The sequence below is a fragment of the Vibrio atypicus genome, assembly GCF_009811315.1.
Classification (GTDB): domain Bacteria; phylum Pseudomonadota; class Gammaproteobacteria; order Enterobacterales; family Vibrionaceae; genus Vibrio; species Vibrio atypicus.
This window is the reverse complement of the sequence record NZ_BLID01000002.1, coordinates 557,884-584,046: the sequence shown is the minus strand read 5'-3', so window position 1 is coordinate 584,046 and position 26,163 is coordinate 557,884. Positions and strand designations below refer to the sequence as shown.

The following is a 26,163-nucleotide window of genomic DNA, read 5'->3' as shown; positions in this document are numbered from 1 at the left end:
GACCTAGTATTTTTATACTCTCGCAAACTTAGCCATAAGATGAACTGCAAGTGTCCTACAATCGTCAAAAGCCAACTGATTCTATACCTGTCAACCAATGGTATACGTTAAATAACGGCCTTCTCTACTGGGCACCTAACTTCATTGACATCAAAGAAGCCTCTCGTACATTCGATTTATTACACCAACAAGTCGCGTGGCGAAATGACATGATCACCTTGTTTGGAAAAACAATGCCCATACCTAGGTTGCAATGTTGGTACGGCGATGACGCATATCGATACTCAAACTTAACTATGGAACCAGAGCCGTGGTTCCCTGCTCTACTTGACTTAAAACAACGATGCGACAACGTAGCTAAGACGCCATTCAACGCAGTACTAGCCAATTTATATCGAGACGGAAATGACTCAAACGGTTGGCACAGTGATAATGAGCCAGAGTTAGGCCCAGAACCTGTGATTGCTTCATTAAGCTTTGGAGAGACTCGTCTATTTCATCTAAAGCATAAAGAGACTAAGCAAAAACTCTCTTTTGAACTGACGCCGGGGAGCTTACTTATCATGGCAGGTGACATGCAGCAACACTGGCTACATACCGTTCCTAAAACAAAAAAAACGAAAAGTGAGAGAATTAATCTTACTTTTCGGTCTCTTCTAAACACAAATTAATTAAGCGGTCGAAATCTAGCTTTTTCGTCCAACTCAAACAAAATAGCCGCGGCTGCAATATGGTCTGGGTAATCACAAAACTGCTGACGATAGATGTCGGTCATCTTGTTTAGATCCTCTGCCATCATCAGTTTCCAGTACAATGGCGTCGTTCTTAACATGGCAAGCAGAGGCTGAAACACTTCCTTCTCATACGCCAGCATTAACCATTCAAGGATATCAGCCCGATCATCTTCGCTTTCAATTGGGCTTTCTAATGCTTGCATCGCTTTTACGTAATTAGGATTGTTCCGTACAGAATCGACAACAGAAACATTGTCTTTGGAAAGCTCAGTTAAAGTTGATTTAATGGACGCGAGCCAACTCGCTTGATTCAAGTCTTCATCGGTTACTGAATCGTAGTTATGACGTATTTTCTTTTCCACTTCACGTTGTTGAATCATCACAACAGTGCGTACTTTTTGAAATGGCAATTGGTACTCTTTTCCCAATTCTGTAATCAATTTATGAAAACCACCATTCGGTAGATGAAGGTTAGATTTTAAAGTGGCAAGGGTCTCTTCTTGTTTTGGCGTCAGGTCGCTCATCGGGACTAAAATCCTCTTTCTTGTTCATTCTATCGTGGCATAGCACGCTCAAGTTCACAATGGCACCAACCTTATACTAATCGTACTCTTCACGCGAGGTTGTTTTTCAAATCAAAAATCTATAGAAATAAGCCCCACAAACATTGAGGGGCTTGGCGTTAAGTACTCACCAGATGCATGTCAAGCCACTTTACAGCCAGTCTGCTTCGCGTTACCCGACTCGAAAAATTCTTGATGCAAAGCTCGAATCGCAGCTTGATACTCTTGATCGCTCACCACAAACTGGACATTAACATTACGCATTGAGGAATGAAGTGCCACTGGTGTAACGCTGTGTTTCATCAGCGCCAATACACCTTGAGCTAACGCTTTGTTGGTATCCACCTGTGATCCAATCACAGAAATAAGCGCGACCATCCGCCCTTTTATTTCAGCTTTTGGATACCGCTTTTCCGCTTTATACAGTACTTTATTTAAGCTCTCATTGTTCCCGCCGAGATAGTAAGTAATAGAGTTTGCATTCATCTCTTTACCAATTAGCGTAACGTGAGCATCTGAGATAATTTCCATTAGGTCATAACTCACATTATCAACTTGGCCGACCATGGCTTGATCGAAAACGTGCAAAGCAAATACTCTTTCTTTCCCCGCAATTATCTCAACTTTATCCGTCGTCGGACGGTATTGGCTTGAAATCAAAGTTCCGGAATGCTCTGGCTCAAATGTGTTTTTGATTTGTAGTTCAATACCACTTTCTCGCAGTCCAGCCGCCGCATTAGGGTGGATAGCTTCCATCCCTAGGTTCGCTAACTGATCGGCAACATCGTAGTTGGTCAAGCCAATCGGCAACACGTTGTCTGCCCCTACTACTTTCGGATCTGCGGAACTTAAGTGGTATTCTTTATGAATAATGGCTAAGTCAGCGCGAGTCAATGAAGCGATGCGACTGAATGTCATCTCGCTATAACCACGATCATAGGTCGTCATCAAACCTTGCTGACACGATGCATAGCCTGTCACGATGGGCAATTCTTGAGAAACGTCGATGTCAGCAAAGGCATCAAGAATGTTCTCATCCAAACTTTTTGGTGTTTCTGAATTCCAACCGGACAAGTCCACAAAACGCGAGTTAATTCCGATGTTCTTTAGCTTTAACGCCGTATTGTACGCACTGTGTGCCTCACCAATTGAAGCAAGAAATTCCCGCACTTGAGGTAAGTAATGACGAAGTGAAAATTGGCCATACTGACAAGTGTCGAAGATATTAGCGATACAGCTTTTCGCTTCTGCGATACGAGAGCTAATAAACTTGTCTGCTCGCAATCGGTTCATTGGGTCTGCGAAGATATGTCCATTGGTGAGTAGCATTCTTTGTTCAACGTAATCTAAAGCTTCGCGCCATCTTTCATCACGTTTTGCTATCAATTGATAGACACCTGGTTTGCTGGTTTTTTTGCACTCTAGAAGCGCGTCCGTCATACCACTGTATGCCGACACAACAAAAACTCGGTTATACGTTTCACTGGGTACGCTAGGTACTAGAATGTTATCCAGTACCGCATCAAACGCAGTCATGGAAGTACCGCCGATTTTCTCTACGGTATAAGTCATAAAAAGACCTTATGAGATTTTTGTAAGAGGAGGAAATAGGAGCAGGAGGTTAACTCCTGCTCTGAAAAGGGTATGTTGAGTTAATCAACTAGAGGATATACGCCATTTTCATCATGGACTTCTTTACCAGTAATTGGCGGATTAAAAACACACGCCATTACCATCTCTTTGTCTTTATAGGCGCGAAGATAATGTTCATCATGCTTATCAAGGATATAAAGCGTGCCCGGTTTAATTGGGTAGGTTTCCCCCCCAACAACTTCAATTTCCCCTTCCCCACTCATACAAAACACAGACTCTAAGTGGTTCTGATAATGGATATGAGTTTCCGTGTTTTCAAAGATGGTCGTAATATGGAATGAAAAACCCATATTGTCATCCTTGAGCAGCATTCGAACACTTTCCCACGTTTCTGCTACGACTCGGCGCTCGCTATCTCGACACTCATCCAGAGTTCTAACTATCATCTGATTCTTCCTTATGATGCTTTTTTAAAGTGCTTCGCTACTACTTGGTCTACAGCATCTTCAAAAATGCTCAGCCCCTTTTCAAGTTCAGATTGGGTAATGGTAAGAGGACAAAAGAATTTCACCACTTCGTCATCTGGTCCTGCAGTTTCAATGACCATGCCGTTTTCAAAACATCGTTTCGCAATTTCACCTGACAACTCGCCACTACGACACTCCACCCCTATCATCATGCCGCGCCCCTTTTTCTGTACAAACAATTCAGGGTGGCGCTTAATATTTTGCTCGATCACTTCAGTGACCATAGCTGAACACCTAGCGATGTGGTTTTCGAACTGGGTATCTGACCAATAAACCTCTAACGCTTTAGCAGCAGTAACAAAGGCGTGGTTATTACCGCGGAAAGTTCCGTTATGTTCGCCCGCTTTCCAAATATCAAGCTCTGGCTTAAGCAGTACAACCGCCATTGGGAGTCCATAACCACCTATAGATTTTGATAGTGTGACGATATCAGGCTGAATGCCTGACGGTTCAAAACTAAAGAAAGTTCCCGTGCGCCCACAACCTGCTTGAATATCATCAACAATCAGTAAAATATTATGACGTTTACAAATCTTGCTAAGACGCTGCAACCATTCGTTAGAAGCAACATTAAGACCGCCTTCACCCTGCACTGTTTCTAGCAAAACAGCAGCAGGTTTATCCATACCAGCTGAGTTATCAACCAACATGGTTTCGAATAATTTCAAACCATCAATATCGGCATAACCTTCAAAAGGTATGCGAGTAACATTGTTGAGGCTCATACCAGAACCTTGACGATGATGTTGATTTCCCGTTGCCGCCAAAGCACCCGCAGTACAGCCGTGAAAACCATTCGTGAACGCTACAATAGAGCTACGTTGAGTCACCTTACGAGCAAGCTTCAGTGCCGCTTCAACAGCATTTGTACCTGTTGGGCCAGTAAATTGAACTTTGTAATTCAACTTTCTTGGCAACAGAATTTTCTCATTCAGCAGCGTAAGAAATTCTGCTTTAGCGCTTGAGTGCATATCTAAGCCATGGGTAACACCATCAGCTTCGATATACTCAACTAACGCCTGTTTCAAGATAGGGTTATTGTGGCCGTAATTAAGTGATCCTGCACCAGCAAGAAAATCTAAGTACTGCTCGCCTTGCTCGGTTTCTAGCCAACACCCTTTCGCTTTATTAAATACGACTGGAAAGCTATTTGAGTAAGAGCGGACTTTAGACTCTTGCCTGTTAAAAATATCCATAATAAGACCGTTTATTTTCCTTTTCTTTGGGGGGTATCAACGGGGATACGATACAAAAATTCTGTATCGTGCTTCCCTTTAAAGTGTTTGTCTTCATCTAGAAATGTACTGACTTCACCACGCTGGCCATTTTGCTTGTCGAGCTTTTTAAATAGTGCCCATGAAGCATCGTTTTCTTGGGTTATGGTGGTTTCGACTGTGCGGATATCGTTAAGCCCATCTCGCTTGAGCAACTCACGCAACATACTAAACGCTAGACCTTTCCCTCTATATCGTGGGGATACAGCTACCTGCCAAACAAACAAAGTTTCAGGGGCGTCAGGCTTACGATAGCCCGAAATAAAACCTGCAATATCGCCATCGCAACGGGCAAGGACACAAGTACGACTGAAATGAGTTGACTGGAGGAAATTGCAGTAAGAGGAATTCACATCAAGAGGAGGACATTCAGCGATCAAGCGAAAGACTTCATCACCGTCTTGTGCTGTTGGTTCTAAAAATGTCCACTCAATTTCTGAGGGTTCACCTATTTCTGGGTACATAACCCAAGGTGCTGAGCTGATCATGTGTAGATACATATCCTTTGAACTCTAAACAAATTTTCTGCGCAATATAGTCCACATTACGAGAGATAAAGCAAACAACCAGTGACAAATACCAGAAATTCGAGATCAAGATCACAATAAAACCCTAGTTAATGCAACATTCAAATAGTTAGTACTCTAATTGATTTCACTTTTATGATAGTGATTTGAAGATTGAGATATCTGGAGAGTTCAACTAACTCGCTCATCTAATGAGACGAATACTAAGCCGATCATTCTGAGTGAATTTTCTGAAAGCTTTCACCTATCCAAAAGAGCACGACTTGAATATAAACTCAATCATTTGACGTATATAGGCAAGTACCAACCATATTAATCAACACCTTGCATCAGACATAAAAAAGCACCTTGAACCCTAGTAATATTATTTTCTGGAATAAACCTTTGGATTAAGTTTTTACTAAATTAGGTTTCAAAAATATACAACCATTTCTACAACTTTGTTCATCCATATCAACCTAGTTTCCCACTCCGTTTTCCGAATACCTATTTACAATTCAATTATCAGGTTCATTGTTTCAAGTTGAGGCTTTTCAATGAGTAATAAAGATAGATTTATAAATCTCACCCTATGGTTGCTCTTTGTTTTTATGCCTTTTCATGTGGACGCTACGACACTCTCTATGCATTTACATGGTCAGATAGATAATCGATGCGAAATTAATTTTAACTCGGGTAATGTTATCGATTTATCTGGTAGGAAAAGTGAAACCCTACCTTTTGACTTATTTTGCAACCAGCCATTCAACATCGCATTGTCGTCAAAGAATGGTGGACTCAAATTAAAGAGTGATGCTGATGGTCATCTAACAAATTACTTATTTGAAATAGATATAAACAAAACTAAAACAAGTGAAAAGTTTGATAGCCAATCTTTGCTATCACCTAATTCAGTCAACAGTTTTGGGGTTATTCCATTCACTACACAGGGAGAGATTAGAATAACCCTAGAAAATATCCTGCTCTTTGCAGGGCAATACAGTGACGTTGTTGAGATTGATATATATCCATCAATTCACAACGTGACCAAATAGGAATACTGCCATTTAGGTAGATTACAGGTAGCTCTTTGGAATTAGAGCTAAACATGTACGTTTAAAGTAGAGTTGAAGGAAATTCATATGAAAAAACTAACGTTTTGCGCAGCTGCAATTACTGCTGTCTTAGCTTCACCTGTCAGTGCAGCTCCGGGCGATGTTCAACTAGTAGGCTTTGTTTCTCCGGTCTGTGAAGTCTCTGGTTTAGCTACTCAACTGTTAGATTTTGGTTCTGTTGATACAATTCAATCTGTGTCTATTGGCATGAGCATGAAATGTAACGATGTTGATGGTGCAACAGTTAAACTAACCAGTTCGGAAGGTGGTTTAGAGTCTGACGATAGCGAAGATTACGCTTTGACTTATGACGCAACATTTACACCTGCTGGACTTCCAGCACTTGTACTAAACGCTCCAGGTGGCCCTGGTCAAAATGATGTATCAGTTACTCAGTCTTACCCTGGTTCTGCAACTTTAGCGACGGGTATTGCTGCAACACTAGACGTAGTCACTACCGAAACTGCTGCATGGGCTGGCGGTTATTCAGATACATTAACCGTTAACATTACATCTAACTAATATAACAACCTTGGAGGCTATTAACTTAGCCTCCAAATTTAATTAATTCTCAACGTATTAGATGGAGCTAAAGATGTTTCGTTGGATTAGTTTACTTGCACTTATCATATTTTGTTCTCAAGCAAATGCTTATCGAGTCGAGCCTATGGTTGCAGAAATGGAACCTATTGGTAAACGAGCTCAAATGTCGATGCGTATCGATAACACCTCTCAAGTCCCTCTTACCGTTGAGCTATACCCTCTTTCAATGACCATGGATGAACATGGAAATGAAACCATTGAAGCCGCAGACAATGATTTACTTGTGATACCGGTAACAGCCATTATCAAGCCGGGTCGCTCTCAGTCTGTGATGGTTCGTTATTTAGGTGACCCATCCATCGCACAATCAAAATCTTATCGTATTGCAGTTAAACAAGTTAAAGTTGAAGAGTCCGGGGCAAATAGTGGTCAAATGGGCCTGCTTCTTCAATTTAATACTCTCATCAATGTTCGTCCTAAAAACACTGAACCAAAACTTGCTATTAAGAGCATTAAGTCCAAAGACAAAAAATGGTTAATAGAAGTTGAAAATTCAGGCAATAGTTACGGTCGCTTGTCAGATACAAACTGGACAGTGAGCGATGGTATTGAATCAAAGTATTTAAAAGGTATTGATATTAGCAAGTTGATTGCTGGTACATTAATTCTTCCTTACTCAACTCGATTTTTCGAGATGCAACCTTTAAACAAATTTAATGTAGCGAATTTAAAAATAGATATTGAAGAGGGAAATTAATATGAGAAGCCTATTGGTAGGGTTATTCTCACTATTATTTAGCCACTATTCCTATAGTATTATGCTTTCGCCTACCGTTCTTGAGTATAATATTGACAGTGCTAATTCCTCCAAGATTGTTGTAACAAACAATTCTAGTGAGAGATTGGCACTGGAAGCCAATATCTATAAATTAAATTTCCACGACAATGGTGAGTTTAATAGTAAACAACTTGATAATGACGCCTTTCTTGTTTTCCCACCAGCCGCTTTTTTGAGCCCGGGAGAAAAACAAGTATTTCGTTTACAATGGGTGAAAGAGCAAACACTGCCCCAATCAGAAAGTTTTTTTGTACGCTTTAGTCAAATAAACCTCACCAGTCCAAAGAATGAAAGCGATACAGTTAAATCAAACGTTCAATTTCAAATTCACTACAATGCGTTGGTACATATTTATTCAGATACGCAAAAACCACAGATCACTATGTATGTCAAAGATAGTGGCTTAATCACGTTAGAAAATGAAGGTAGCAAATACTCCTACTCTAATTTGTTGCAGTTCAACGAAGCCAACCTAAATTCTTCATTGAAGCTCAATGAAGTGATTGGAGATCTTTTTATACCACCCTATTCAACACTAACGATAAAACCTTCCATTAAGCTACCAGCGGGTGAATATCATGGACGAACGCAATAGTACCCGTATCGCATTACAAGCATTGTTTGCTCTCTTTTTGAGTCTGTGTGCTTGGCACACTCAAGCAGAGGAAAGTGAGGTTGTTTTAAATCCAACCGGGCGAGATATCGAGATCACTTCGCTACTCAAAGTGAGTGATTCCGTTCTGGGAGAGGCTCTGATTACCATCACAGCAGACAACGATATTCAACTTCCTAAAGAGAGTACCATTGCCTTACTCTCAACCTTAGTATCTGAAGAAGCCCTTCAGACACTCGATAACGCCAGCCACAACGATGTATTGGTAAAAGCAGATTTTGCAAAGGCAGGCTTGGGGCTGACTTTTGATCTATCCACACTTGAGTGTGTTATTTCTGTGCCTGAGGATGTAAGTTTAACTCGTCAACTTACCTTGGCTCAGTCTAACGAACATTTAAATTATTCTGAACCTAGCTTCTTCTCCGGCTATTTAAATTACAGTTTGGGGGCTAGTGCTTCTCAAACAGTTGATGAACAAAGAGAAAGAGTCAATTTATACAGCGGAAGAATAGATTCCGGAGTCAACCTAGGCTTTTTAAATTTAGAGTATGAAGCGGTTTATGAGAATAGTTCCGCAAACGCAGCTTACTATTCACGTGAAGGCACTCGACTCAATATTGACTTCCCTAAACAAGGAACACGTCTAGTCATTGGTGATATGTATAACTCCGGTAAACTTCTACAAGATGCCACGGATATTCTTGGTGTCGGAATTACTCGAGATTTCACCTTAATTCCTACTCGAAATGTTCGACCTAAAGCAAATCAATCCTTCACTCTTCAGCGTACTTCTAGCGTAGATGTTGTCGTCGATGGCGCAGTAGTTCAACGCCTTTCTCTAGGAGCAGGTAGTTATAACCTAAGTGATATTCCATTAGCGCAAGGCAATAATGATGTAGAGCTGATCATTACAGATTCTAGCGGTCAACAAGAACGTATTCAGTTTTCCATCGCGACCGGCAATGATTTATTGGATGCGGGGGAATTTGAATACAGCCTAATGTATGGTGTACCCAGTGAATATCGTCAAAACGAACTTCATTACCTCACCGAAGAAAAGCTGCTTCATGGCTATATTGATGTTGGGGTGACGCCATGGCTAACCCTTGGCTTGAACGGCCAGTCAAGAGAAGATCTCTACCAATATGGTGGCACAATCCTGCTCGCCTCTTCTATAGGTATAACCGAATTTTCCGGAGCGGCCAGTGAGCACCCAACGCTGGGTAGCGGCCAAGCCTATCGAGTCGCGTTCGACGCAGAGTTTGGTAGTGATTCGAACACGCGACCACAGCTCAGCATCATTTATGAGTATCAATCAAGTAACTATACCGGCGTAAGAAGTTATAACATTGATGACTCTCCACTAAATTCCGTTACACACTACGCCTCTGCCTTTGGTTCTTTTTATCTCGCCGACAGCTTGAGGGCCGCTTTATCTCTAAACTACAGCGCAAGTGTGGATGAACAAGATGATTACTTTTCGATAAGCCCAAGTTTGTCAGGCCCATTTTTCGCCACACCAGCGACTTGGAGTACCAGAGTTAACTACCGAGATTACAGGTTTAATGATGACGAATGGAATACGTCGCTCACTTTAAGTTGGCCATTTGGTAAAAGCACACGAGTCATTGGTCGCTATTTTAGCGAACTGGACCAAGCTTCTTTAGATTATACCTATCAAGATAACATCGGTAATACTGGCGGTGTGTCGACTTTTGCCTCTATCAATCGAAGCCGCGATGTTGATACCAATGTCGATATGGGAATCAACTACACAGCTAACCAATTTATTGCAATCGCCGATCATACCACTCGTGTCGATAGCTTCGATGAAGATACACGCAGTCACAACACTCGTGTTGAAGTCAGCAGTGCTATCGCCTTTGCTGGTTCCAACGTTGCCATTGGCAGACCTGTTCGTGAAGCCTTTGCTATTGTTAGTCGGCACGAAAGCCTCAAAGAAAACCGCCTTTCTGTTGACCCAACAAGTGATGGTGAATACGCGCGAGTCTTTAGTCGCGGGAGTGGAAATGCTCTTGTTCCTGATTTAGTTGCCTACAACACTCGCCTACTCAGTTATGACGTTGAGAATCTTCCACCTGGATACGATTTAGGTGACGGCGCATTTTGGTTAAACCCTGGTTACAAACAAGGCTACCTATTACAAGTTGGGTCTGACGCTGTGCTGACCGTGATCGGTACTCTTTTGGAAAAAGGGTCCAACCAGCCAATTTCCCTTATCGCTGGTAAGGCGTTTTATTTAGGGGATGAGACACAAGATCCAATTGAATTCTTTACGAATCGCAATGGTTTATTTGCGATATCAGGATTAAAACCCGGAAAGTACAAGCTTGAGCTAAATAACAAAAAGCAGCAATCCATCACGATTTCATTAGATGAACAGAGTGATGTGTTAATCAGATTAGGAGAAATGTATGTGGACTAAAGTACTAATACTCAGCATAGCGAGTTTGTCTTACACGACCTTCTCGCAAGCCAATTGTAATGTGCGCTCGCTTAATCTAGACGTTATCTCTGAGCAAACCAATTACGATATACTCGCTGCTGGCAACTACACTGTAACTAACACTTACCGAGTCAGTGCCGCTTTCGAAGGTACTGAGTGTCAGGCAAAAATCAGCATTGACCTTGATGAAGGCGAGCTTTCGCTAAAAGGGCACAATGGCAATGAACTGCAATTCGACTGGCACGGTGGAAGTGGATATCAACAAGCCAATCAATGGCAAATAACATTAAATGAAGAACAGCCTTCCGCCACATTCCAAATGCGCTATCCATCGTTGCAATGGCTCGATGCCGGTCACTATAGTGGAAATCTTGAAGCAACAATCGTTGGGGGGAATCTAGCGAGCCTCACGAGTATTCCATCAAAATCCACATCTATTGACATCAAAGTATTACCGGTTGCCAAAATCCAGTTTTATGGTTTAGCTCAATCACATTATGACCTCGATATGGGGTCACTATATTCAAATAAACAGATTCATTCTGCTCCTAAGTTGTGGGTAAAGACCAATACGGGCTATAGCGTAACCATTGAGTCAGCAAATCAAGGCATGTTAAGACATCAATCCGATGATTCAAAATGGGATATCGATTATGAAATGCTGTTTAATCAAACTCGTGTCGACTTGAATCAAGCCAACGCAACGATACAGCGACACACTCCAACATCTGGTCATCCGATACCACTAAAGTTTGCGATCGGAAATACAGAAAATAAGCCAGGTGGTACATACAGTGACACGTTACAAATATCGATTGAGCCGAGACTCTCACAACAACCTTAAGAAGTCTCAAACTTGAAACGGCTGAATACTAGCGCCCCCCATATTGCTAAGCTATTGTAAAAATTAAATATGCAAGTGGGACTAGGTATGCATTCTGAAACTAGTATGAATAACAAAAACATAAATATTATATTGGTTGGAAAAAATTGTATTCAAAATCAATTTATTAGACGTGAGATCGAGAAAAAAAGTGCGTTCACTTTCAACCGAAAGAGTTTGCAAGATTTTTATGAACGCTGTTCAAGCTATTCTTGCTCTGCAGACATTGTCTTGGTTTCGTATGATTTGTTAGAAAAAGCCGATCACGATATTAAGGAGCGTTTTCATACCTGTAGCAATGGTCTTATTGTCTACGATGTGCCCCATAGCTCTGATGATTTAAAACTAGCAGCCTATTCCAATTTAAAAGGTATCTTGTATCAAGACGCGCCCATCGATCATTTGCTACGTTGTCTCGAGGCTGTTGTCAGTAATGACCTCTGGTTGCCTAGAAAACTCATGGTTAAAATGCTCACGGATATTAGACCTTACGCGCTGAACTATCAGGAGCTAAGCCTAAATCTAACCAAAAGAGAGCAGCAGACGCTAGAGCGCTTGGTTCAAGGCCAGTCTAATTTGGAAATTGCAGAAGGTTTATTCGTGGCGGAAAGCACAGTAAAAACCCATGTGTACAAGTTATATAAGAAGCTTAATGTCCGGTCGCGCAAAGAAGCGATAGATAAAGTCTCTCACCCTCATTTAGATCGTGTGAACTAAACTCTTCTATCAAACAATAGATACAAAAATAAACAACCCTATAAACCTATCGGTAAATAAGGCAAAAAATTTAGCCTGATTCATACTCAATCAATGGTTATTTTGCTACTGTTAAAGCTTAATAAAACAATGATTTATATATGGATGCTGTTATGCGAACTTTGATTGCTATAGCGATAGGACTCTTTTTCCTCTGCCAACCTGTTCTTGCAGAGGAGAAAAGTTACTCCGAAAGCGAGGTGCTCGATCGCCCTTTGATGGAGCGTTACATTCTCGATGAACTCAAAGCTCTGCGCCAAGATCAGCAAGATTTAGAACGCCGCATGGTCATCCAAGTCACCGACAGAGAGCTTGCTGTCGCGGACAAATCCCTCAATTATGCCAACGTTACTGTTACCTATTTCTTTTACATCATTGCGGGTGTTGCTTCCCTTATCGCCTTTGTCGGTTGGCAATCATTACGTGAATTCAAAAACAACACCACAGAAATGGCGGACAAACGCCTACAATCTATCGCTGAAGAGTACGAGAAAAAGTTCAGTGCATTGGAGCGAGATCTAAAGCGTAAAACGCGGATTATCAGCGAAAATAACAAAGAAATTGAACGTATTAACGAGATTCACAATTTATGGTTGCGTGCGCAAAGTATGCCAACCGCAGAACAGCGAATTGATGTATATGATGAAATTCTTACGATCCGTCCTGGAGATCTAGAAGCCTTGACCTACAAAGCAGATGCGGCCATGGAGATCAAAGAGTACAACTGGGCTCTCAGCTTATGTAATCGAGTTTTAGAGCTAGATACCACCAATGGACCTGCCCTCTATCAACGAGCCTGCGCTTTCTCACGCTTAGGTATTGAAGAACAAGCAATTGAAGATTTAGAGCGAGCGATTGAAGCAACGCCAACGATTAGAGATCTAATCACTAATGAGCCGGATCTCGAAGGGCTACACGGCAATCCACACTTCGATACCCTATTACCAAATCTAAATGAACACAGTTAATTCGTTTTCTACAACAATGGCAGAGAGAGACTCAAACCATCTCTGCCAATCGTCACTTCATTCGATAAGCTATGTTCCTTCAACCAACAGTCTAGTTCATGGCTGATGTGGGTAATGACGAACTGCTTTGGCTTCAGACGCTCATAAACTTCAAACGCAGTATCAATATCACTATGATTCCCGCGCTCAGTACCAGGAGGAAAAGAGCAGTCTAAAATTAGCGTATCAAGTTGCTCTACTAATGCTAAATGCTGCGCCGTCTTCGTGGGTAATCCATCGGTATCGGTTAAGTAGGCCACTCGATGCCCCTCAAACTCAAATAAATATCCGAATGTAGGCCTAGAGTGCTCCATCATTAATGGCGTTATTTTCAACCCTTCGATATAAAAAGAAACCGCATGAGAAAGGTTAGAGCGAAAATCTAAACATCCAGAGTGCTTCAAGAGATCTGCACAACCTAAGGGGTCATTGGGACTCCACACTGGAATCTTCGGTCCATTCCCCCAACGTAAATGAAACAATCCTTGCACATGGTCAACATGGAAGTGAGTGAGCAAAAAGCCAATATAGGACCCAGGCGGAAAGCGCTTGTGAATATCCATAATCCCAGCATCAATCAACAGGCGTTTTTTATTATGCTCTTCTCCCCACTCAACCATCGCCGAGCAGGGGTTTCTCTCCTTGTTGGAGTCATTACTTGCGGCTTCACATGCGGTGCAATGGCACCCGTAAAGAGGAACACCACCCGCTGCACCAGTGCCGAGTAAGGTAAGCCTTAACATGGTGAATCCATCGCTACCTTTATTTTTTGGCCTTGTACCGTATTCTCCATTTGAGTGAGAAATTGCTCGGTACTACTTTGCAATGAGCCGCTATTGTCGATCACTATCGCATCTGCAGGTCGAACAGAATCGTATGCAATTGCGCGCTCTAAACGTTGTGCGATCTCTTGGGCACTTTCTCGCCCTCGACATTGCAACCGTTGTTGTAAAATCTCCGGAGTGACGAAAATCCAAACCACTTGCAGCTGGTCACCAAAGCGCGCTTTTGCTGTCGGTAGATACGCTCTGGAACCATTAACCATCACATCTAACCCTTGTGCAAGCCAATCGCACACTTCATTGCTAATCCCATAACGATAACCATTCGCCTGCCAATGCATGGCAAATAAACCTCGATTGATACGAAAATCAAACTCTTGCTCTGATAGCTCAATATGATTTTCGTTACCTGAAGAAACTGGTCGAGTTATATAGCGGTGGGCCACCATAAGCGGATCTCTTAACTGTTCCCGAACCATATTCATTATTGAGTCCTTACCAGCACCCGACGCACCCAACACATAAAACAATTTCGCCACCGCTATTTCCCTCTCGTTAAAAAACTCGACTACCTTGTCGCAACACTTGCTGAATCTTCGCTTGGCCCGCTTTACGCTCTACCAAAAGTAAATCGGCTCTCAAACCTTCATTAACTACACCTCTATCCGATAAGTTTAGCGCAGAAGCTGGATTCGCTGTTGCCAGTCGCGTTGCCGCCGCAAGGTCAAGATCGTTACGTTCATCATCCGCTAGCTTAAATACGGCGTCGATTAAGCTTCCCGGGAAATAGTCAGAAGACAAAGCATCAAGCACACCCAAAGTGGCCAATTCATGTGCGGCGACGTTACCTGAATGAGAACCTCCACGTACGACATTCGGCGCGCCCATCATCACTTTTAAGCCAAGCTCATGAGAACGCTGAGCCGCTTCAATCGTGGTCGGAAACTCTGCTAACACTAAACCCAATGAGTGTGATTCTTCAACGTGCATTCGAGTCGCATCGTCATGGCTTGCAAGAGGGATTCGTTTCTCGCGACACAATTTGGCTATTGCGTAGCGATTAGCATCTGACCATTGTTCCGATTGGGCGCGCTGATCTTTCTCAAACTCAGCCATTTGTTGATCATTCAAATTGTACTTCCCTTGGTAGTACTCATAATATTTATCCAGATTGACAAATTGACGCTGACCGGGAGAGTGATCCATCAGTGATACCATATGAGTCTGTTCGAGATCTAAATACTTCTCGGCCAATTCCAATGTAGCGGCGTGCGGCAATTCACAGCGTATATGCACAAAGTGCTCGGCACGATTTAAGCCCAAGTCCCCACTTTTCACTATCGTATCAATCATTTTATCGAGATTTTCCTGACGGTGTCCGCCATCACGAACATCCCCAACCGCAATGGCATCCAACACAGTCGTGATACCCGCCCCTATCAACTGAGCGTCATGCGCGGCCATTGCAGACAACTCAGGCCAACTCACTTTAGGCCTTGGCGTAAAATACTTCTCTAAATTATCCGTATGAAGCTCTATGAGCCCTGGCATCAAGTAACCTTGATTCCCATCGATGGCACCTGGTTGTTGACTACCCGAATCAGACATAGCTCGAATCACACCGTTTTCGATTTCAATCGAGCCATTGATGACTTCATTTTCCAATACCAGTTGTACGTTAGTAATAATCATCTCAATCCCTTTCTAATGTTCAACAACGAATAACGTTGATTTGGACATGTCATAAATCTTATCCGCTACCCGTTGACGAACAGACTCATCATGAAAAATGCCGACGATAGCGGCCCCTCGTTGCTTGGCTTCAGAAATCAGTTCAATCACCACCTGGCAATTTTTCTCATCCAATGAAGCGGTGGGTTCATCAAGTAACAGTATTGGTGACTCAACAATGAAGCCCCGAGCGATGTTGACTCTTTGTTGTTCACCACCAGAAAAAGTCGCAGGTGCTAGATGCCAAAGCGCCTCTGGCACATTAAGACGACGAAGCAATATTTTCGCTTTTTCACGCGCTATGGTTTTGTTTTCCCCTAACTCAACCAAAGGTTGGCTAACCACATCCAATGCGCTAATTCTTGGAATAACACGTAGAAATTGGCTCACCCAACCGATCGTGTGTTTTCTTACTTCTAAAATGGATTTAGGCGTCGCAGTAACGAGATCTATCCAATGACGACTATCGAGATTTTGACGAACTAGAATTTGCCCACCATCGACCAAGTAATTGGCATAGAGCGCTTTGAGCAGCGTACTTTTCCCTGAGCCAGACTGTCCAAGTAAAACCACGCATTCACCACTTTCTACTTGAAAGCTGCTGTCATCGAGTACCGACAAACTCGCGCCACCTTGATTGTGCAACACAAAGGTTTTACTGATGTTCTCGACACGGAGCATCACCTTGTTCTTCATGGTATTCATCGTACTTTCTTACCCTTGTAATACTGATGAGACGAGCAATTGCGTATATGGATGCTGCGGATCATCTAAAACTTGATCCGTTAAGCCAGTCTCGACAATTCGGCTCTCCTTCATCACAACTAAGCGATGGGCTAGCAAACGAGCGACCGCCAAATCGTGCGTGACAATGACCACAGACAAACCGAGTTCTGTTACTAAATTTCGAATCAAATCAAGCAAGCGAGCTTGCACCGATACATCTAATCCCCCCGTTGGTTCATCCATAAACACCAACTTCGGATGGGTGACTAAATTACGTGCAATTTGCAACCTTTGCTGCATGCCTCCCGAAAAGGTGATTGGCATGTCGTCAATACGATCGACGGGGATTTCAACTTGGCTTAACCAGTCGGTGGCTTGCTCTCGAATCTCTCCGTAGTGCCTTGAGCCGACCGCCATCAAGCGCTCCCCGATATTTCCTCCTGCCGACACTCTAGGGCGCAATCCATCCATAGGATGTTGATGCACAACGCCCCACTCGGTTCGCAATAGACGACGACGCTCACTCTCTGACAAACCGTACAAACTAACACTATTATTAGATGAGATTTGATACTGAACATCACCGCTATCCGGATCTTCACGACCTGATAGCACTCGCAGCAAGGTACTTTTACCAGACCCTGATTCCCCAACAATGCCCAGCACTTCTCCCGGCCAAAGCTCAAAATTGATAGCCTGACACCCTTTACCCGGTTGATACAATTTGGTCAACTGAGAGACCTTAAGCAGTGGCTGAGGTTCGCGATGAGCTCGATTTATTTCAGCCAAACCGCTGCTATTTTCAACTTCCATTACAGACACGACATTGACTCCTCATTCTTTGGTAGCGCTTGTTGTTCGCGACAATAATCCGTGTCCGAACAGACGAACATTCGGCCGCCTTGATCATCGGTTACCACTTCATCTAAGAAACTCTCTGTGGATCCGCAAATGGCACATGGCTCGCCCCACCTTTGAACCTCAAAAGGATGATCATCAAAATCGAGGCTTTTCACATCGGTATAAGGCGGAATAGCATATATACGCTTTTCACGCCCAGCACCAAACAGTTGTAAAGCAGGCATTTGATTCATCTTTGGGTTATCAAATTTTGGAATTGGCGAAGGGTCCATGATGTGTCGTCCGTTCACCTCTACGGGATAAGCATAAGAAGTAGAGATATGGCCATATCGAGCAATGTCTTCATACAGCTTCACGTGCATCACGCCATACTCTTCCAGTTCATGCATTTTTCGGGTTTCCGTTTCGCGAGGCTCGATAAAGCGCAGTGGCTCAGGAATAGGGACTTGATAGATCAATATCTGCCCTTCTTTCAGCGGCTTTTCAGGAATTCGATGCCGAGTCTGAATCAAGCTTGCATCACTGGTCTTTTCTGTCGTTGTGACTGCCGCGACTTTTTCAAAGAACTGGCGAATAGATACCGCATTTGTCGTGTCATCTGCACCCTGATCTATCACTTTTAGTACATCTGGCTGCCCGATAATTGCTGCCGTAATTTGAATGCCGCCAGTTCCCCACCCGTAAGGCATAGGCATTTCACGCCCACCAAATGGCACTTGATAGCCAGGTATCGCTATAGCTTTAAGGAGTGAACGGCGAATCATCCGCTTAGTTTGCTCATCTAGGTATCCATAATTGTAGCCACTGGCTTGGCCTGATTCATACATCATGGTGGCTCTCCTTATCGGCTTGACTGCGTTGGTCGTACTCTTTTTGTAACTTACGAATCAACTCAAGCTCGGATTGAAAATCGACGTAGTGAGGGAGCTTCAAATGACTAACAAAGCCCGAAGCTTCGACGTTATCGCCATGAGACAAGACGAACTCTTCATCCTGAGCTGGGCCTTGGGGTACTTCATCGTATTCTTTGTGTTGCAACGATCTATCGACCAATGCCATCGACATTGCTTTGCGTTCTGAAAAACCAAAGGTGACGCCGTAACCACGAGTAAATTTAGCTTTCTCTGTCTTGCTGCCTGTAAAGCCGTTGATCATCTGGCATTCGGTCAATTCAATATCGCCAACTTCAATAGCAAAGCCGAGTTCTTCAGGCACTATTTCCAATGTAACTTGACCAGAGCGAATTTCACCGGCGAATGGGTGATTGCGTCCATAGCCGCGTTGAGTCGAGTATCCTAGCGCAAGTAAGAAGCCTTCATCACTGCGCGCCAACTGCTGTAGCCTAGCGCTGCGATTCGCAGGAAAAATGGGGGGAGTGACCGTTATATCATCAGGTTCATTTCCTTGATCCAACTCCTCCACTGCCAATCCAAGCTTTTCCAGAATCTTTAACACTTGCGGGCAAAACTCTGATTTTTCTTCCTGGTGAGAGTTCACTTCAGGCTCAGCTCTCTCTTTGCTCACCTCATTGCTTTCACGCCCTTCGGCCAAAAGCGAAAAATCCAATAAGCGATGCGTGTAATCGTAAGTAGGCCCCAGCAACTGTCCGCCAGGGAGATCTTTGTAACTTGCGGAAATTCTTCGTTCAATTCGCATGTTTTCTGTGTTTATTGGCTCGGTTACAACAAACCTTGGCAAGGTGGTTCGGTAGGCTCGGAGCAAAAAAATCGCTTCAATGAGGTCTCCCCCTGCTTGTTTGATTGCCAAAGCTGCCAACTCCTTGTCATAGACGCTACCCTCAGTCATCACTCTATCCGTCGCGCCTGCTAGCTGATTAGAGATTTGATCGACACTCAGTGGCTGCTGAGATTCTGGGCCTCGGCGTTTTTGATCTTGAAGCCGGTGTGCCGCGGCAATGGCTTTTTCTCCACCTTTTACTGCAACGTACATAATGCTTCCTCTGTACTTAATTGGATTCGAGTAGTTCTGGGTATTGCCATGATTTGATGACCACTTGATAAATAGAGATCAACGCCCTGAGGAAATGTTCCTCGCCCACTTATTAATGCCATAAGTAATTCGTCTGAAAGTCCTTTTATGTTTGCGCTCGAACTTGTTTGAATGCCGGGCCCAGTAAGCAAGCACTCGATCCCTGACTCCAAAGAGTCCACCTCAATAATGATGGACGCGCTTTTGTCCGGATAACTCCCCTCGCCCATTGCAAAGCCACAAAATGTCGTGGCCTCTTCACCAGAGATAAGAGCAAAATCTGCAAGCTCTCTGGTTTGTGTTATTGGCGCTGCGCAATGAAAGCGAAAGTTCTCAACAAAATGGGCGTCATTTAAGTAACGCTGAGACAAAAAACAGGGCGTCGAGTTATCTGACAAGGTAAGAAGTAGCTGAGTCGCAGCCGCACTAACCTCGCCAAATTGAACGTCACTTGGTACCTCTACCACCAGACCAGGCTTTGCCATCGCATCCATTAGCAAACGAAAGATTTGCTGCGCTTCATGTACTGCAGAGTCCAATCCTTTTACTATTTGGCTCATTCATCTTCTCCTCTAACCATGGTGAAGAAATCCACCTTACTGGCTGAGACTTGCTTAGCCCTAGACTGCTCTTTCTCGACAAGCTCGGCCTTTAATGGATTAATAAGCCGTTCTTGTAAGTCCATTTGCAGTGAGGTTTGCATTAAAGCATCGATCACAGCCGCTACCTCTGAATGCGCTTTATTTCTTCCTGTAATGTAGCTGTAGCCCAGCTCTCCACTATCAAGCTGTATCACGGTGCGAGTAATGGTAACGTCACCCATGTTGAACGGGTTGCCTGTCGAACCCATTCGCGCACGGACTTGGGCAAGGCCAACCTCCGGTTCACGTACGAAGTGGTATTTCGGGTTTAAGCCAAACTGTTGCCAATACTTAGATAAGGCATGGTGCTCACACCTTGCTAACGCCGCCATCCACTGACGACGTTGGTTCATGTGTTCTGTTTTCATTTAGTGCTCCAAAACAATCTCAACCAGATCAGAACGCGTGTGTGAAGATGAAAACTCCACGACCTGGTCTGTTCCCTTTAAAACATTGGTCGTTTTAAATGCCATGATTGGCGTTTTTCCCGGCAATTGAAGTAAACGGCAATCCGTTTTCGTCGGCATAATTGCTCTCAATCGAGTGGTTCTTCGCGTGAGTTGAAGGTCTAACTTATCTCTTAAATACCGATGCAATGACCCGACTTCAAAGTGCTTAACCACAGGCCACCAGCGAACATCTGACAAGTAATGGTCAATCACACTTGCTGGCACGCCATCAATTTTTCGTAATGTGGTCAGTTTGATGATCGGCGACTCAGGCAGCACCTCAAACAACGAAGCCACCTTATCGTTTGCCGCGATCAGTCCTCGTTCTATCACCTTGCTGGTTGGAGAACTTCCCTGCTCCAACAAATTGTCAGTGAAATGGGCACCACAATGGAGTGGGTAGTCAAAGGGTTGACTCACCACCATGTTGCCCCGACCTTGCTGACGCTCTATCAACCCATTGAATACCAACTCATCAATTGCTCGGCGTACGGTGTGACGATTGACATCAAAGCGCTTCGCGAGCGCCGACTCCGCTGGCAAATAATCACCCGCTTGAAAGTAACGACGAACATCTTGTTCTAGGTGCTTCGCAATATCTAAATACACTCGCATCTTCAATCTCTCTACATCTCTGATGACTTATCTAGACAAGTGGTGATAAATGTTTAAATGAACATTTTTCGAATATGCTGGGAGGCAAAATCAATCAAACTGACGGTGACTATGACAATCAACATAATGCAAGCCGTCTGTTGGAACTGAAATCCTCGAATCGCTTCCCATAACAAAACCCCAATACCACCCGCACCCACCATGCCGACGACTGTGGCTGAACGAACGTTAGACTCAAGCCTGTACAAGGTAAACGAAATCCAAAGGGGTAAAACCTGAGGTAAAACACCGTATAAAATTTCTTCAACCTTATTGGCGCCAGTCGCCCGAACGCCTTCAACAGGGCCAATATCTATCGCCTCTACCGCTTCAGAAAATAGCTTTGCGAGTACGCCAGTGGTATGAACGAATAAAGCAAGGACTCCGGCAAAAGGCCCTAGCCCTACAGCGACGACAAACAACATCGCAAAGACCATTTCATTGATTGCACGAGCCGAATCCATTAATCGGCGCATCGGCTGATAAATCCACCAAGGCGCAATATTTTCGGAACACATCAAACCAAAAGGAATGGACAAAGCGACCGCCAATATCGTTCCCCATAATGCAATTTGAATCGTAATTAGGGTCTCTTCAACGTAGAGTTTCCAGTGCGTAAAATCAGGTGGGAAAAAATCCGCGCCTAGCTCAACCATGTTTCCAGAGTCTTTTATTAATTGCCCCGGATTCATTTCCGCACCTTGCCATGACCAAGCAAGAACAAACGCTACGACCAACATGATTGCAAAACGTTTCCACAGAGAAGTGGGTTCCATTGGCAAATTTTGAGTTGTACTACTCATTGTATCTATCCATTAAAAACTTCGAGGAATCAAAAGCTGGAAGCAAGCGCCTCCAGCTCACTAGGATGTTATTCCATCGCTTCAAGCGCGCTCATTTGACGATTCAGAGCGGCAAGTTTGCTCTTGGTCGATTCCAGCTTTGAAACTTGCTCATCCGTTAAGCTTGTTTGTATGCTCAAGCTATTCAATTGCTTGTAAAGCGCTAACTGACGAATTGGCAATAACTGTAAATCACTTGAGGGTTTAAACGGTGCCCAATCGAGCTCTTTAAGAATCGCGAGCTCTTTCGCATTACCTGATGTACCGTAATCCATGAAGAAACTGTAAAGTTCATTTTTCACTGTATCCGGTAGATTTTTACGCCATACGATTGGATCAGAAGGAATCAAAGGCGATTGCCAAATCACTTTAATATTGGCGAATTTCTCTGGGTTAGTTCGTTCAAAGCGGCGCATACTTTCAGTGTTGTTGGTTGCCACATCTACTTGCTGATTTGAAACAGCAAAAAGGTTAACCTCATGGCTAGAGTTCAACGTACGCTTGAATTCTGAAGGTTGAATATTGTTCTTCGCTAACACATAGTACGAAGGCACAAGAAAGCCCGATGTCGAATTAGGATCGCCATTACCAAACGCTAGCTTTGAACGCTGCGCAATCATATCTTCAACGCTGTTGATTGGGCTGTCTTTATGGGTAATCAGCAAGCTCCAGTAACCCGGATTTCCTTGCGCGTCGACCGTTTGAGCGAAGATTTCGCCTCCTGCTCTGTCTATCGCTTCCATTGCTGATTTATTTCCAAACCATGCAACATCAACCTTGTCGAAGCGCATCCCTTGAATGATACCCGCGTAGTCTGGTGCAAAATAAGCCTTTACTTCCACGCCCAATTTATCGCTCATGTCTTTTAGGAACGGGTCCCACACTGTTTTTAGATTCTGCTGCGATTCGGTTGAAATAATACCGAAGTTAAGCGATTCCATTTCCTCTTTTGCTGAAACGGATGTCGCTGTCGTAGCCGCAAGTAGTCCAAGACCACAAGCTATCGTCTTAAGTGCTCGTAACATCTTCAATATCCTTTGTGTGTTAACTAGTTAGGGGAGTTGCGTTTTTCGTCATCGCGGTAAGTGGTCGAGTGTCGCTCACATCGGCGCTGACATCAGGTTGGTAACAATAGAGTTGTTCTAGCTCTTGTTTACTTATGGAGGAGCTTTCACCTTGGTAAAAAATTTTGCCTTCTCTGAGCGCAATCACATGCTTGCAGTATTTGAGAGCGTGCTCAACTTGGTGCAAGGTGACCACGACAGGAATGTCCTCACGCTGGTTAATATCCGTCAGTAATTCCATCACAATGCGCGACGATTCAGGATCAAGTGATGCGATAGGTTCATCGGCAAAAATGATCTTTGCTTTTTGCATCAAAGCGCGAGCAATCGCGACGCGCTGTTGTTGTCCACCAGAAAGCGTCGACACTCGTTGATGTGCAAAATCACTCATTCCCACGCGATCCAAAGCAGCTAAAGCTTGTTGTTTTTGCTCGGCAGTAAATTGACCACTTAAAGTACGCCATAAAGGTGTATGACTCATGGCACCAATCAACACGTTGGTAAGTACAGATAAACGGTTAACAAGATTGAATTGTTGAAAGATGTAGCCTGCCTGTGCGCGCCTTTGTCTTACATCCGATGTTGCACGTCCGTTGATTTGAACCGTTTCTCCTAGAACACGGATCTCGCCACATTGGTCTTTATCGCCGTAGACTAAACCACTTAAATGACGCATAAGAGTCGATTTCCCCGAGCCAGAAGGGCCAAGTAAAGCCGTCATCTCTTGGTAATTAATGCTGAAATCGATCGCGTCTAGTGCTTTCTTATCTCCAAAGGTTTTTGTAAGACCTTTGACTTCAATAATGCTGTCCATACTTTGAGCACCTCGTTAAATAGTGTCCCTAGCGTGGCGCGTTTATGTGTCGTTTTTATAAACAAACGATGTCAGAAAGATGGCAAACCTCGGCTGCCAAAGAAAGGTATAACCGCTTAGAACCAAGCAACAGAAAGGGTTACCAAGATTATCTAGACAAGCTGACTAACTTGTCTAGATAACGCCTTAATGAAAAGTTAATAAAACGCTCAGTTGATCGAACTTAAGAGAAGTACCGTAACAGTGATTACTTCAATCGGAGTAACAACGCAGACACAAAGGAATACGTTATGTTTAAAAGAATTGCGATTTTATTTTCTGTACTGCTGGCCTGTATGACGTTTACAGCTGCCGCTCACGAACACGGAAAAATGAAAGCCGACATCGTCGATGTTGCGGTAGAAAATGGCTCTTTCACCACCTTAGTTGCCGCAGTGAAAGCAGCAGGGCTAGTCGACACGTTGAAAGGTGAAGGCCCTTTCACTGTTTTTGCGCCTACCGATGAAGCGTTTTCCAAACTACCAGATGGCACAGTAGAAATGTTACTCAAACCAGAAAACAAAGATAAGCTTATCGCGGTTCTTACTTATCATGTGGTTGCAGGAAAAGTCATGGCCGCTGACGTCGTCAAACTCAACAAGGCAACAACGGTCCAAGGGCAAGACGTTATGATTAAGACTATGGGAAGCAAAGTTATGGTTGATAACGCCATGGTCATCGCGGCCGACGTTAAAGCGAAAAACGGTGTCATTCACGTGATTGATCAAGTCATTCTTCCAAAATAACTGCATAGGGAATATAGGGCGGCCTTTGCTGCCCTAATTACAATATGGAAAACATCACCTTATCTAAACGCGAACTTGATCAAATGGCAACAAGAGAGAGAGCACATCTTGTCAACTCACTCTCAGGATTCAAAAGTGCTAATTTAATTGGTTCTACCGACCAAAATGGAAACCACAACCTTTCCATTGTGAGTTCAGTTATCCATCTCGGATCTAACCCTCCACTACTGGGGTTTATTGTTCGTCCCCACCAAGTAGAGCGCCACAGCCTTGAAAACATATTGAATACAGGTTTCTACACCATTAACGCCGTCAGTACAGACTTAGCAGTTAAAGCTCATCAAACCTCTGCTCGCTACCCTAAACAAACATCAGAATTTGACGCTGTTGATTTAACCTCTTATACACACAACGACTTCAAAGCACCATTCGTACTAGAGAGCCCACTAAAGATGGCGATGAAGTTCATCGAACGAATTACGATTGAAAGCAATCAAACAGAAATGATCATTGGTGAAATTCAATTTATTGAAACCATCGCGCACGCACTGATGCCAGATGGATATCTTGATATCGAAGCCCTAGAGCTCGTCACAGTCTCTGGATTAGATAGCTACCATGTAACATCGCGAATACAAAGATTAAGCTACGCAAAAACTCAGCATGATACCTATCCTTTAACTAGGGAAGGCGAACCATCATCTTGGGAGGCTTTCAAAAATAACCTCTCTTTGATTTAAACTTCATATCAGCATTGATTAGCTTAATGAACGTTGACGCCATGTTGACGTTCGCTGTTCACAAAGCGATAAATTCACTCAATCTTCATCGCGTTTTCACTTACTTCTGACGAGTGTTTTGTTTCATAATCTACTATAAGCACTCCCCCACCCCAGAGGAAAACATGATGAAAAAATCCCTATTAATCCTCACAAGTGCAGTTTTTGTTCTTGCTGGCTGCCAAGATGATCAAGCTCCTGAACCGACAACTTCTACCGAGCAATTTGTCGAAATCCCCGCTGACGTTACTGTCGATGAAGCAATGGAAGAACAAGTATCAACTACAGATGATGGTCATAGTGCGAACATAGCTTTAGACTGGAACGGTACCTATGTTGGCATCTTGCCATGCGCTGATTGTGAGGGTATTGAAACCGAAGTCACGCTCAATCACGATGGTAGCTACAGTGTTAACCAAACCTATCTAGGTAAAGAAAATGGTCATTTTAAATCACAAGGCCAACTGAGCTGGAACGAAAAAGGCAGTATCATCACCTTAGAAAACGAAACTGGCGCAAACCAGTATTTCGTTGGTGAAAACATCCTATTTAAGTTGGATATGAATGGTGAGCGAGTCAGTGGCGATCTCGCAGAGCACTACCAGTTACGTAAACAATAACTGAATA

30 protein-coding genes are annotated in these 26,163 nt (G+C 43.5%); 12 read left to right on the top strand and 18 right to left on the bottom strand.

Annotation, left to right across the window (positions count from 1 at the left end; all coding sequences use genetic code 11):
• Positions 1 to 50: 50 nt before the first annotated feature.
• Entirely contained in the window at positions 51 to 671 is a 621-nt protein-coding gene (locus tag GVO60_RS07205; RefSeq protein ID WP_371862435.1) for an alpha-ketoglutarate-dependent dioxygenase AlkB family protein, read from the top strand.
• Here the strand turns inward: GVO60_RS07205 and GVO60_RS07200 are convergent.
• The 5 genes from GVO60_RS07200 to ectA all read right to left on the bottom strand — a co-directional run bounded on the left by GVO60_RS07200 (position 668) and on the right by ectA (position 5,179).
• Positions 668 to 1,258, bottom strand: coding sequence for a hypothetical protein (locus GVO60_RS07200; RefSeq protein ID WP_159652345.1), 591 nt, complete (start codon positions 1,256 to 1,258; stop codon positions 668 to 670). The two genes, GVO60_RS07205 and GVO60_RS07200, sit on opposite strands and share 4 nt — an antisense overlap.
• A gap of 180 nt (positions 1,259 to 1,438) precedes the next feature.
• The gene (locus GVO60_RS07195; RefSeq protein WP_159652314.1) at positions 1,439 to 2,869 is read right to left on the bottom strand and encodes an aspartate kinase; all 1,431 of its coding nucleotides are present in this window, start codon (positions 2,867 to 2,869) and stop codon (positions 1,439 to 1,441) included.
• 80 nt (positions 2,870 to 2,949) lie between these two features.
• Complete coding sequence (locus GVO60_RS07190; RefSeq protein ID WP_159652312.1) at positions 2,950 to 3,336, bottom strand: ectoine synthase; 387 nt, start codon at positions 3,334 to 3,336, stop codon at positions 2,950 to 2,952.
• Positions 3,337 to 3,347: 11 nt separating this feature from the next.
• A complete protein-coding gene (gene ectB / locus GVO60_RS07185; protein WP_159652310.1) occupies positions 3,348 to 4,613 on the bottom strand; it encodes a diaminobutyrate--2-oxoglutarate transaminase in 1,266 nt (421 codons plus the stop codon).
• Between the two features lie 11 nt (positions 4,614 to 4,624).
• Complete coding sequence (gene ectA, locus GVO60_RS07180) at positions 4,625 to 5,179, bottom strand: diaminobutyrate acetyltransferase (RefSeq protein ID WP_174855872.1); 555 nt, start codon at positions 5,177 to 5,179, stop codon at positions 4,625 to 4,627.
• A 575-nt stretch (positions 5,180 to 5,754) separates the two neighbouring features.
• On the opposite strand from ectA, the gene GVO60_RS07175 reads away from it, so the two are divergent.
• From GVO60_RS07175 to GVO60_RS07140, 8 genes are all read left to right on the top strand, one after another.
• Positions 5,755 to 6,252, top strand: coding sequence for a hypothetical protein (locus tag GVO60_RS07175; protein WP_159652306.1), 498 nt, complete (start codon positions 5,755 to 5,757; stop codon positions 6,250 to 6,252).
• A gap of 87 nt (positions 6,253 to 6,339) precedes the next feature.
• On the top strand, positions 6,340 to 6,834 hold the full coding sequence (locus GVO60_RS07170) for a hypothetical protein (RefSeq protein WP_159652304.1): 495 nt from the start codon (positions 6,340 to 6,342) through the stop codon (positions 6,832 to 6,834).
• A gap of 73 nt (positions 6,835 to 6,907) precedes the next feature.
• A complete protein-coding gene (locus GVO60_RS07165; RefSeq protein WP_159652302.1) occupies positions 6,908 to 7,612 on the top strand; it encodes a fimbrial biogenesis chaperone in 705 nt (234 codons plus the stop codon).
• A gap of 1 nt (position 7,613) precedes the next feature.
• Positions 7,614 to 8,288, top strand: coding sequence for a fimbrial biogenesis chaperone (locus GVO60_RS07160; RefSeq protein WP_159652300.1), 675 nt, complete (start codon positions 7,614 to 7,616; stop codon positions 8,286 to 8,288).
• Positions 8,272 to 10,752, top strand: a complete 2,481-nt coding sequence (locus GVO60_RS07155) for a fimbria/pilus outer membrane usher protein (protein WP_159652298.1) — start codon at positions 8,272 to 8,274, stop codon at positions 10,750 to 10,752. Before GVO60_RS07160 ends, GVO60_RS07155 begins: the two co-directional genes overlap by 17 nt.
• Positions 10,742 to 11,617, top strand: coding sequence for a hypothetical protein (locus tag GVO60_RS07150; RefSeq protein ID WP_159652296.1), 876 nt, complete (start codon positions 10,742 to 10,744; stop codon positions 11,615 to 11,617). Before GVO60_RS07155 ends, GVO60_RS07150 begins: the two co-directional genes overlap by 11 nt.
• Before the next feature lie 87 nt (positions 11,618 to 11,704).
• Positions 11,705 to 12,373 carry a response regulator transcription factor gene (locus GVO60_RS07145; RefSeq protein WP_159652294.1) on the top strand — a complete coding sequence of 223 codons (669 nt, stop codon included), beginning with the start codon at positions 11,705 to 11,707 and terminating at the stop codon, positions 12,371 to 12,373.
• Positions 12,374 to 12,525: 152 nt separating this feature from the next.
• Complete coding sequence (locus tag GVO60_RS07140) at positions 12,526 to 13,380, top strand: tetratricopeptide repeat protein (protein WP_159652292.1); 855 nt, start codon at positions 12,526 to 12,528, stop codon at positions 13,378 to 13,380.
• An 8-nt stretch (positions 13,381 to 13,388) separates the two neighbouring features.
• On the opposite strand, the gene phnP is transcribed toward GVO60_RS07140, so the two are convergent.
• The 13 genes from phnP to phnC form a co-directional block, all read right to left on the bottom strand.
• Positions 13,389 to 14,162, bottom strand: a complete 774-nt coding sequence (gene phnP / locus GVO60_RS07135; protein WP_159652290.1) for a phosphonate metabolism protein PhnP — start codon at positions 14,160 to 14,162, stop codon at positions 13,389 to 13,391.
• Positions 14,156 to 14,740: a ribose 1,5-bisphosphokinase gene (gene phnN / locus GVO60_RS07130; RefSeq protein ID WP_159652288.1), complete on the bottom strand. Its 585-nt coding sequence runs from the start codon at positions 14,738 to 14,740 to the stop codon at positions 14,156 to 14,158. The genes phnP and phnN overlap by 7 nt, the downstream gene beginning before the upstream one ends.
• Before the next feature lie 16 nt (positions 14,741 to 14,756).
• Entirely contained in the window at positions 14,757 to 15,893 is a 1,137-nt protein-coding gene (phnM, locus tag GVO60_RS07125; protein WP_159652286.1) for an alpha-D-ribose 1-methylphosphonate 5-triphosphate diphosphatase, read from the bottom strand.
• 12 nt (positions 15,894 to 15,905) lie between these two features.
• Complete coding sequence (phnL, locus tag GVO60_RS07120) at positions 15,906 to 16,628, bottom strand: phosphonate C-P lyase system protein PhnL (protein WP_167522331.1); 723 nt, start codon at positions 16,626 to 16,628, stop codon at positions 15,906 to 15,908.
• An 18-nt stretch (positions 16,629 to 16,646) separates the two neighbouring features.
• Positions 16,647 to 17,471 carry a phosphonate C-P lyase system protein PhnK gene (gene phnK / locus GVO60_RS07115; RefSeq protein WP_159652470.1) on the bottom strand — a complete coding sequence of 275 codons (825 nt, stop codon included), beginning with the start codon at positions 17,469 to 17,471 and terminating at the stop codon, positions 16,647 to 16,649.
• Positions 17,471 to 18,346: an alpha-D-ribose 1-methylphosphonate 5-phosphate C-P-lyase PhnJ gene (locus tag GVO60_RS07110; RefSeq protein ID WP_159652472.1), complete on the bottom strand. Its 876-nt coding sequence runs from the start codon at positions 18,344 to 18,346 to the stop codon at positions 17,471 to 17,473. The genes phnK and GVO60_RS07110 overlap by 1 nt, the downstream gene beginning before the upstream one ends.
• Positions 18,339 to 19,469 (bottom strand): carbon-phosphorus lyase complex subunit, encoded by a 1,131-nt coding sequence (locus GVO60_RS07105; RefSeq protein ID WP_159652285.1) that lies wholly within the window; start codon positions 19,467 to 19,469, stop codon positions 18,339 to 18,341. Before GVO60_RS07105 ends, GVO60_RS07110 begins: the two co-directional genes overlap by 8 nt.
• Positions 19,454 to 20,068, bottom strand: a complete 615-nt coding sequence (gene phnH / locus GVO60_RS07100) for a phosphonate C-P lyase system protein PhnH (RefSeq protein ID WP_159652283.1) — start codon at positions 20,066 to 20,068, stop codon at positions 19,454 to 19,456. Before phnH ends, GVO60_RS07105 begins: the two co-directional genes overlap by 16 nt.
• Complete coding sequence (gene phnG, locus GVO60_RS07095) at positions 20,065 to 20,517, bottom strand: phosphonate C-P lyase system protein PhnG (protein WP_159652281.1); 453 nt, start codon at positions 20,515 to 20,517, stop codon at positions 20,065 to 20,067. The genes phnH and phnG overlap by 4 nt, the downstream gene beginning before the upstream one ends.
• Complete coding sequence (gene phnF, locus GVO60_RS07090) at positions 20,518 to 21,213, bottom strand: phosphonate metabolism transcriptional regulator PhnF (RefSeq protein ID WP_159652279.1); 696 nt, start codon at positions 21,211 to 21,213, stop codon at positions 20,518 to 20,520.
• A gap of 53 nt (positions 21,214 to 21,266) precedes the next feature.
• Entirely contained in the window at positions 21,267 to 22,055 is a 789-nt protein-coding gene (gene phnE / locus GVO60_RS07085) for a phosphonate ABC transporter, permease protein PhnE (RefSeq protein WP_217358335.1), read from the bottom strand.
• Positions 22,056 to 22,123: 68 nt separating this feature from the next.
• Positions 22,124 to 23,119: a phosphonate ABC transporter substrate-binding protein gene (gene phnD / locus GVO60_RS07080; protein ID WP_159652277.1), complete on the bottom strand. Its 996-nt coding sequence runs from the start codon at positions 23,117 to 23,119 to the stop codon at positions 22,124 to 22,126.
• Positions 23,120 to 23,138: 19 nt separating this feature from the next.
• Positions 23,139 to 23,972 (bottom strand): phosphonate ABC transporter ATP-binding protein, encoded by an 834-nt coding sequence (gene phnC, locus GVO60_RS07075; RefSeq protein WP_159652275.1) that lies wholly within the window; start codon positions 23,970 to 23,972, stop codon positions 23,139 to 23,141.
• A gap of 290 nt (positions 23,973 to 24,262) precedes the next feature.
• Here phnC and GVO60_RS07070 point away from each other — a divergent pair, with 290 nt between their 5' ends.
• From GVO60_RS07070 to GVO60_RS07060, 3 genes are all read left to right on the top strand, one after another.
• Positions 24,263 to 24,757 carry a fasciclin domain-containing protein gene (locus tag GVO60_RS07070; RefSeq protein WP_159652273.1) on the top strand — a complete coding sequence of 165 codons (495 nt, stop codon included), beginning with the start codon at positions 24,263 to 24,265 and terminating at the stop codon, positions 24,755 to 24,757.
• Between the two features lie 44 nt (positions 24,758 to 24,801).
• Positions 24,802 to 25,497 carry a flavin reductase family protein gene (locus tag GVO60_RS07065; RefSeq protein WP_159652271.1) on the top strand — a complete coding sequence of 232 codons (696 nt, stop codon included), beginning with the start codon at positions 24,802 to 24,804 and terminating at the stop codon, positions 25,495 to 25,497.
• Between the two features lie 167 nt (positions 25,498 to 25,664).
• Positions 25,665 to 26,156, top strand: coding sequence for a copper resistance protein NlpE (locus GVO60_RS07060; RefSeq protein ID WP_159652466.1), 492 nt, complete (start codon positions 25,665 to 25,667; stop codon positions 26,154 to 26,156).
• Positions 26,157 to 26,163 lie beyond the last annotated feature (7 nt).